Source organism: Streptomyces sp. 13-12-16 (assembly GCF_002114215.1).
GTDB lineage: Bacteria > Actinomycetota > Actinomycetes > Streptomycetales > Streptomycetaceae > Streptomyces.
In genome coordinates this window covers 1,759-3,858 of the sequence record NZ_NCTE01001259.1, presented here as the reverse complement: position 1 = coordinate 3,858, position 2,100 = coordinate 1,759, and the positions used below count along the sequence as shown (strand labels likewise).

The window sequence follows — 2,100 nt, the reverse complement described above, 5'->3', positions numbered from 1 at the left end:
GCGGGTGCGGCGCTCCACGGTGCTCGGCGCGCGGGACACCGCCCGGCTGGAGGCCGCCGCCCGCGGCGCCGGTGTCCGGCTCTCCCGGTTCCTGATCACCGCCGTGGCCGCCTACCTGCACCGGACCAGCGGCGCACAGGACCTGGTCCTCGGCCTGCCGGTCACCGCCCGCCGGGACGACGGAGCGGCGGCCGTGCCCGGCATGGTGTCCAACGTCGTCCCCCTGCGGGTACCGGTCCGGCCGGGCACCACCGGAGCCGAACTGGCGGCCGAAACCGGGCACATCGTCGCCGAGGCCGTCGAGCACGGGCGCTACCGGGCCGAGGACCTGGCCCGGGACCTGGGACTCGCCGACGGACTGGCCGAACTGGTCGGGCCGACGGTCAACATCCTCCCCGGCACCGCCGACCTGCCCTTCGGCGACCACCCGGCCGAACTCCACCCGGCCTGGCTCGGCCCGGTGAACGACCTGGCCTTCACCTTCTCCCGGGCACGGGACGGACAGGGCGTCCGCCTCCACCTCGACGCGGACGCCGACGTCTGCGACGAAGCCGCCCTGCGCGACCACGAACGCCGCTTCCTCGCCCTGCTGGACTCCCTGGCCGAAGACCCCGACCGACCCCTCGGCCACATCGACCTCACCGACGGCGCGGAACGCGGCCGGCTCCTCGGCGAACTGGGCGTCGCCCCGCGCGAGGTACCCGAGCTGACCTGGCCCGCGGCCTTCGAACACCAGGTCCGCAGGACGCCCGACGCCGTGGCACTGGTCTGCGAGGACCGGGAACTGACGTACGGCGAACTGAACGCCCACGCCAACCGGCTCGCCCGGCTCCTGGTCTCCCGGGGCGTGCGGGCCGAGGACGTCGTCGCCGTGGCCCTGCCCCGCTCGCCCGAGCTGGTGATCTGCCTGCTCGCGGTACTGAAGACCGGCGCCGCCTACCTCCCGCTGGACGCCGACCACCCGAAGGACCGCATCGCCCACATGCTGTCCGACGCGGGGGCACGCACCGTCGTCACCGTGCGCGACCTGGCCGGGGACCTCCCCGCCGCACCCGGTGCCGGCCACGTCCTGCTCGACGACCCGGACACGGCCGCCGCACAGGCCGCACAGGACCCGTCCGACCTCTCCCTGCCGATCCCGCTCGACCGGGCCGCGTACGTCATCTACACCTCGGGCTCCACCGGCCGCCCCAAGGGCGTCGTCGTCACCCACGACGGCGTCGGCAGCCTCATCGCCACCGCCACCGACCGCATCGGCGTCGGCCCGGACAGCCGGGTCGTCCAGTTCGCCTCCGTCGGCTTCGACGTGACGGTCTGGGACCTGATCATGTCGCTGTGCGTGGGCGGACGGATCATCGTCGTCCCCGACGGACGCCGCGTCGCCGGGCCCGCCCTCACCGAGTACATCGCAGGGCACCGCGCCACCCACATGATCCTGCCGCCGTCGCTGGTCTCCGCGCTGCCGCGGGACTGCGAACTGCCCGACGGAGCCGTCCTCGTCGTCGGCACCGAGGCGGTGCCGGGCGAACTGATCGCCCGCTGGGCCGGGCGGCTGCGGGTCGTCGTCGCCTACGGGCTCACCGAGGCGAGCGTCAACTCCACCCTGTGGCCCGCCGACCCCGCCCGGCCGGGACCCGCACCCATCGGCCGGCCCGACCCCAACACCCGCGCCTACGTGCTCGACTCCGCGCTGCGCCCGGTCCCGGTGGGCGCCGAGGGCGAGCTGTACGTCGCCGGCCGCGGCCTGGCCCGCGGCTACCTCGGCCGGCCGGGGCTCACCTCCGAGCGGTTCGTCGCCGACCCGTTCGGCGCGCCCGGCACCCGCATGTACCGCACCGGCGACCGGGTGCGCTGGGCCCCCGACGGCAACCTGGAGTTCCTCGGCCGCGCCGACGGCCAGCTCAAGATCCGGGGCCACCGGATCGAGCCGGGCGAGATCGAGAGCGCCTTCATGGCCTGCCCCGGCATCTCCCAGGCCGCGGTCCTGCCACGGGACGACCACCGGGGCGTCACCCGCCTGGTCGCCTACCTCGTGGCGGAGACCGACGCCGCAGTGACGGCCGCGCGGGCGCAAGTGGCCGGGAAACTGCCCGACTTCAT

1 protein-coding gene is annotated in these 2,100 nt (G+C 75.3%); it reads left to right on the top strand.

All coding sequences use genetic code 11. The annotated features are described in order from the left end of the window. The coding region (locus B7767_RS38865) for an amino acid adenylation domain-containing protein (RefSeq protein WP_143652897.1) at window positions 1-2,100 on the top strand (2,100 nt) is incomplete at both ends.